Source organism: Streptomyces sp. AC555_RSS877 (genome assembly GCF_019049245.1).
Classification (GTDB): Bacteria; Actinomycetota; Actinomycetes; order Streptomycetales; family Streptomycetaceae; genus Streptomyces.
On sequence record NZ_JAGMUK010000069.1, the window covers coordinates 41886 to 48628 of the forward strand.

The 6743-nt window shown below is 71.7% G+C and carries 4 protein-coding genes; 1 reads left to right on the top strand and 3 read right to left on the bottom strand.

All coding sequences use genetic code 11. From position 1 onward, the window contains the following. Window positions 1-281: 281 nt before the first annotated feature. Window positions 282-1721 (top strand): NADP-dependent phosphogluconate dehydrogenase, encoded by a 1440-nt coding sequence (gene gndA, locus KUM49_RS29905; RefSeq protein WP_217240087.1) that lies wholly within the window; start codon window positions 282-284, stop codon window positions 1719-1721. A gap of 543 nt (window positions 1722-2264) precedes the next feature. Here gndA and KUM49_RS29910 read toward each other — a convergent pair. From KUM49_RS29910 to KUM49_RS29920, 3 genes are all read right to left on the bottom strand, one after another. Further along, window positions 2265-2615 (bottom strand): GNAT family N-acetyltransferase, encoded by a 351-nt coding sequence (locus KUM49_RS29910; RefSeq protein WP_217240088.1) that lies wholly within the window; start codon window positions 2613-2615, stop codon window positions 2265-2267. 61 nt (window positions 2616-2676) lie between these two features. Beyond that, window positions 2677-3096, bottom strand: coding sequence for an aspartate 1-decarboxylase (gene panD / locus KUM49_RS29915; protein ID WP_217240089.1), 420 nt, complete (start codon window positions 3094-3096; stop codon window positions 2677-2679). Window positions 3097-3569: 473 nt separating this feature from the next. Then, the coding region (locus KUM49_RS29920; RefSeq protein ID WP_217240090.1) for a non-ribosomal peptide synthetase at window positions 3570-6743 on the bottom strand (3174 nt) is incomplete at its 5' end.

Genomic DNA, 6743 nt, shown 5'->3' on the forward strand with positions numbered 1-6743 from the left:
AAAGTAAGCGCTGCGAACAGGCCATGACAAGGCGGCAATCGGCCGTGCTTCCGTTCAAGAAATCAGGAATAGGCGGCAGTTGCGCGGCGGCTGAGCCAGGTGGTGCCTCTCATGCGTATCTGCCTGCGGAGCGCCGCCCAGCCCGGACGCGCGGCCGGCGTACCGGCACGTCAGGATGGCCGAGGGGCGATACTGACCTGCACGACCGCCAGGCACCGGCACCACCGGCACCACCGGCACCACCGACAACCGGATCCCCGGATCCTTGAGGAGCCAACCGAATGAGCAATTCAGCCCAGATCGGCGTCACAGGACTCGCGGTCATGGGCCGCAACCTCGCCCGCAACTTCGCGCGCAACGGCTACACGGTCGCGTTGCACAACCGGACGGCGTCGCGTACGCACGCGCTGGTGGAGGAGTTCGGGAGCGAGGGCGACTTCGTCGCGGCCGAGACCGCCAAGGAGTTCGTGGCGGCTCTGGAGCGACCGCGGCGCCTGGTCGTCATGGTGAAGGCCGGCGACCCGACCGACGCGGTGATCCAGGAGTTCGCCCCGCTCCTGGAGCCGGGCGACATGATCATCGACGGCGGCAACGCGCACTTCGCGGACACCCGGCGCCGCGAGCGCGAACTGCGCGAGCAGGGCATCCACTTCGTCGGTATGGGCGTCTCGGGCGGCGAGGAGGGCGCGCTGCTCGGTCCGAGCATCATGCCGGGCGGGCCCAGGGAGTCGTACGACTCGCTGGGGCCGATGCTGGAGAAGATCTCCGCGAAGGCGGCGGACGGTACGCCGTGCGTGACGCACGTGGGGCCGGACGGCGCCGGGCACTTCGTGAAGATGGTGCACAACGGCATCGAGTACGCCGACATGCAGCTGATCGGCGAGGCGTACCAGTTGCTGCGCGATGTCGCCGGGTACGAGCCCGCGCAGATCGCGGACATCTTCCGCACCTGGAACACCGGACGCCTCGACTCCTACCTGATCGAGATCACCGCCGAGGTGCTGTCCCACGTGGACGCAGCGACCGGCAAGCCCTTCGTGGACGTGGTGGTGGACCAGGCCGAGCAGAAGGGCACCGGCCGCTGGACCGTCCAGATCGCCCTCGACCTCGGCGTCCCGGTCTCCGGCATCGCCGAGGCGGTCTTCGCCCGCTCGCTCTCCGGGCACGCCGCGCTGCGGGAGGCCTCGCGGGGACTCGCCGGGCCGAAGGCGTCGCCGCTGAGCAAGGCGGAGGCGGGCGCCTTCGCCGACCGCGTGGAGCAGGCGCTGTACGCCTCGAAGATCGTGTCGTACACCCAGGGCTTCCACGAGATCGCCGCGGGCAGTGAGGAGTACGGCTGGGACATCGACCTCGGCGCCGTCTCCGCGCTCTGGCGGGGCGGCTGCATCATCCGCGCGGCCTTCCTGGACCGTATCCGGGCCGCGTACGACGCCCGGGCGGACCTGCCGAGCCTGCTGTCCGACGAGACGTTCGCGCAGGAGATCGCGGCGGCCCAGGACGACTGGCGCGAGGTCCTCGTGGCCGCGACCCGCCAGGGCGTCCCGACGCCGGGCTTCGCGGCGGCCCTCGCCTACTACGACGCCCTGCGCGCGGAGCGGCTGCCCGCGGCACTCACGCAGGGGCAGCGGGACTTCTTCGGCGCGCACACCTACCGGCGGACCGACCGGGACGGATCGTTCCACACGCTGTGGGGCGGGGACCGGTCGGAGGTCTCGGAGTAGGCAGGTGGTGCGGAGGTGCACAGCGGCGGTGGGCGGCCGGAAGGCCGCCCACCGCCGTTCTTGCGCGCCGAGGGCCTGGGGCCGGCGATGCCGGCTCAGGACAGTGGCGGTCCCGGCTCCGGGTTCGGGACCGGCTCCGGGCCCGGCGGGATGGGGGACGGGGAGGGTTCCGGGGTCGGCGAAGGGGGCGGGGCCGGGTCCGGGCCCGGCGCGGGCGGACTCGGGTCCGGGCCTGGCGCGGGCGGGGCGGGGTCGGGGCCCGGCGCGGGCGGCACCGGGTCGGGGTACGGCTTCGGCGGCTGAGGATTCGGGCCGGGGGTGGGCCCCGGCCCGGGGCCCGGCGTGGGGTCCGGGTGGACGGGGTCGGCGTACGGGTTGGTCATGGCGTCCTCCGGCCAGTCGGTCGACATCGGCTCTGGACTACTCCCCCGCGTACCCGACGCCAGCGCCACCACTCACCCCGCCGCGTGAAGGGGCTGAGCCGGGTGGGTCCGCCGGTGTGCGGGACGACCGGAGTCGCTGGGAGAGATCGGACCGCGTACCTCAGAACCGCCCCGGGTGCGCCACGAGCCACTCCTTCGCCGCCCGCAGCAGGCCCGGGTCGGCCGGCGGGGCCTCGTCGGGGTGGCGCTCGGCCCACGTGACGACGTACGGGCACAGCGGGGCGACGACGATGCCCTCGCGCTTGGCCATGGCGTACAGCTCACGCGCCAGGGAGCCCGCGATGCCCTTCCCCTCGTGGGCCGGTTCGACGATCGTGTGGACCGGGACGAGCGCGCCCTCGGGCGCCTCGAGCACGAAGTACTCGATGTGGCCGGCCACTTCACCGGAACCGTCGCCGATGGCCTCCAGGCGGCCCGCCGCCCGGTCGTCGCGGATCTCGATGTCGCTCATGGACACGCTCCTGGTCCGAAGATCGTCGTGAGAATCAGGGTCACGGGTCAGGAGTCGGAGGTCAGACCACCACGGCCTGCGGGCTGCGCTCCTGGTCCGAGCCCGGCACCGGCTCGGACGGGTCGGTTCCCAGGGCCACGATGCGGTTGTCACCGTCCACGTGCACGACCCGGGGTTCGAGCGCCCGCGCCTCGGCGTCGGTCACCTGAGCGTAACTGATGATGATCACCAGATCGCCGGGGTGGACGAGGTGGGCGGCCGCTCCATTGATCCCGACGACACCCGAACCGCGCTCACCCTCGATGACGTACGTCTCCAGCCGGGCGCCGTTGGTGATGTCGACGATGTGCACCAGCTCGCCGGGCAGCAGGTCGGCGGCGTCGAGCAGGTCGGCGTCGATGGTCACCGATCCCACGTAGTGCAGGTCGGCCTGGGTGACGGTGGCTCGATGGATCTTGGACTTGAACAAAGTACGCAGCACTTTGGACTCCTGGAAGACGGCTCCCTGCCAGCTTTTTGCAGGTCAAGGGCGTCCTTCACTGTACACCGGCCCGCCTTCGACTCGAAGACCTTTCAAGAGCATCGTGCGCCTCCCTGGCAGGCTGCTCGCCTTCGCATGCCGCGCGAGTCAAGCTGCTGCGAAGTTGCAGCCGCCGACCAGGCGCATACGGACATGCGTCTCGGACCGATGCTGATCGGACGCCGACTTGCCTGATGGATCCTCAGACGACGAGGGCCTCCAGCAAGGTACCGGGACTGCTGCGCGGGCAATCGGCCCAGACGGACCTGGGGCCTTCGTCGGCCCCATGCCGCGATTCTCACCCATAACCCGTCCCGGCCCTGCCTGCGTACGGTTCTCGCCTGACCAGCACCTACCCGGGCGCGACGATGCACCCGCTGCGGACCGCATGGCCGCCCTGACGTCCACGTGGCACACCGTCGCGCGCCCTCAGGTCACCTCATACGCCGCAACGCGGGCCTCGCGGTCTGCTGATGGGGGCCCTGGTCGACGAGCCAGACCGCGAGTGCGGCCGGCGTCGGCGCCGTGAAGACCATCCGGATCGGCAGCTCCACGCCCAGCGCCGTGCGCACGCGGCTGACCAGGCGAGTGGCCAGCAGCGAATGCCCGCCGAGGGCGAAGAAGTCGTCCTCCGGTCCCACCACGGGCACGCCCAGCACCTGGGCGAACACCTCGCAGAGGATTCGCTCCTGCTCCGTGGCCGGCTGCCGGCCCGCGCCCGCCGCCGCAGCGACGTCCGGCTCCGGCAGCGCCGCACGGTCCAGCTTGCCGTTGAGCGTCAGCGGCAGCGCATCCAGCACCACGACCGCCTGCGGGACCATGTACTGCGGCAGCGTCTGTGCGACGTGGTCCAGCACCGTCCGACGTAGCGCACTGTCCTCGATGTCCACCCGGTCGCCCGCCGGGACGACATAGGCGACCAGCCGCCCGTCGCCCGAGGCATCCGCCCGGACCATCACCGCGGCCTGGGCCAGCGCGGGGTGGCCGACCAGTGCGGACGCGATCTCCTCAGGCTCGATCCGGAAGCCGCGAACCTTCACCTGCTCATCCGCCCGCCCGGCGAACTCCAGCCGGCCCTCGGCCGTCCAACGCACCCGGTCGCCCGTCCGGTACATCCGTTCGCCCGCACCCGCGTACGGGCAGGCCACAAACCGTTCGGCCGTCAGATCCGCGCGTCCCACATACCCGCGGGCCAGACTGGGGCCCGCCACATACAGGTCGCCCATCACCCCGACCGGCGCGGGCGCCAGCTGCCCGTCCAGGACGAATGCCCGGACGCCACGGATCGGGCCGCCGATGTCCGGCGTGTCGTCCACCGCCAACGGCTGCGACATCGTCGCGCAGACGGTGGTCTCCGTCGGCCCGTACGCGTTGATCAGCCTACGCCCCGGCGCCCAGCGCTCCACCAGCGGTGCGGCCAGCGCCTCACCCGCCGACACCAGGGTCGTCACCGACGCCAGGTCCTCCGGCGACAGCTCCGCCAGCAGCGCCGGTGGCAGGGTCACATGTGTCACCCCGTGCCGAGCCAGCACCCGTGCCAGACCCGGTCCGGGCAGCAGCTCCTCCGCTCCCGCCACGACCAGACACGCACCGGACGACAGTGCCACTACCACGTCCGAGACGGCCGCGTCGAAGCTCAGCGACGCGAACTGCAGCAGGCGGCTGGATTCCGCTACGGCGAACCGCTCCACCTGTGCGGCCGCCAGGCCCGCCAGCCCGGCGTGCGACACCGCTACGCCCTTTGGCCGCCCCGTCGAACCCGACGTGTAGATCACATACGCCGTCTGGCCGGGCACGCCGGTCACCGCCGGGGCAGTCTCCGGCGCGGCCTCCAGGGCAGCCGCCACCTCCGGGTCGTCCAGGTCCAGCACCGGGAGTCCCGGCACGGCGACCCGGCGTGTCAGCTCACTCTGCCCGACGACGACGTCGGCTCCGCTGTCCGCGAGCATGAACTCCAGCCGCTCGGCGGGATACTCCGGGTCCAGGGGCAGATACGCCGCTCCCGCCTTCCACACGGCCAGGATCGCGGCTATGGCCGCCACGCCCCGCGGCAGGGAGAGCCCCACCACGGACTCGGCGCCGACCCCGTACTCCCGCAGGAAATGCGCCAGGCGGTTGGCCCGCGCGTCCAGCTCCGCATACGACAGTTCGTTCTCCGCGGCCACCACCGCGACCGCGTCGGGAGTCCTGGCGACCTGCGCCTGGAAGAGCTCCTGCGCCATCCGGGCCGCCACCGGCGCATCGGTAGAGTTCCACTCCTCCAGCATCCGCTGCAACTCGCGCCCCGGCAGCACCTCGACCGCCGCGAACCGGGTCTCCGGCGCCGTCTCCAGCGCGGCCACCAGGTTGTCCACGCAGGTGTGCAGCATCGCGCAGACGGCTTCGGCGTCCACCGAGCCCACGGCATCCACGGTCAGGGAGAAGCCGGAGCCGTGGTCATCCACCGCCACGGCCACTGGGTAGTTGGTGCGTTCCCTGGTGAGCAGAGTGCTGACGCCCTCGAGCACGGTCGCGCTGTCGTGCTTCAGCGCCTCCGCGGCGGCCTGGTGGTGCCGGTAGTTGAAGATCGAGGTGAAGAGCGGGCTGCCGCCCGGCACGCCGCTGGCCCGTTGGACGAGCGCCAGCGGCGCGTGCTCATGCACCAGCAGCTCCGCGAGCTGGTCCCGCAGACCGACCAGTACGTCCGGCACCCTCTCCGATCCCACACGGACGCGCACCGGCAGCGTGTTGATGAGTGGACCCTGGACGCGATCGGCGCCCGCGCCGGCGTTCATCCGCCCGAACAGCACGGTGCCGAAGACCACGTCGTCCCGTCCGCTGACCGCCGCGAGGACCCGGGCCCACGCCAGATGGAACACGGTGGCCGGGCTCACGCCGAGCTTGCGCGCCGTGCTCCGCAGCCGACCGGCCAGGTCCTCGCCGACGGACCACCGCGCGCGTTCGGCATCGCTGCCGTCGCCGTGCACGTCGAGCAGCCCGTAGGGAGCCGTCGTCTCGTGGAGGTCACCGAGCAGCACCGAGAAGTAGCGCTCGTGCTCCTCCCGCGCCACGCCCCGCCGCGCCTGGGTCACAAAGCCGCGGAACGGAAGGGCTGCAGGCAGCGAGTCGCCCTGCCCGGAGAGGAAAGCCCCGAGCTCGCGCAGCAGGGCCTCCTGACTCGTGTGGTCCCGGACGGTCTGGTGGATACGCACCAGGCACACCCACCGGTCGCCGCCCGGCTCGGCGGCGACATGCGCCCGGATCAGCGGAGCACTGCGCAGATCCATCCAGCCTCCGGCATGCGCCAGCAGCTGCTGCACGGTATTGCCGCCTTCGGGAGCGGGAACGAACTCCTCGACGGGCAGATTCACCTCCCGCAACACCACCTGGACCGGCTCACGCAGCTCCTCCCAGAGGAAAGCCGTGCGGTAGATGTCGTGCCGGTTCACCACCTGCTGCAGCGCCTCCAGGAACGCGTCCAGCCGCTCCCGGGAATCCATTGCGAGCACGATCGGCAGGACATACACGTCACCGCTGCCCTGACCGGACATCAGGTGGTGGAAGAGGATGCCTTCCTGGAGGGGCGCGAGCGGGTAGATGTCCGCGATGTTCGCCGCGCCGCCCTCGAT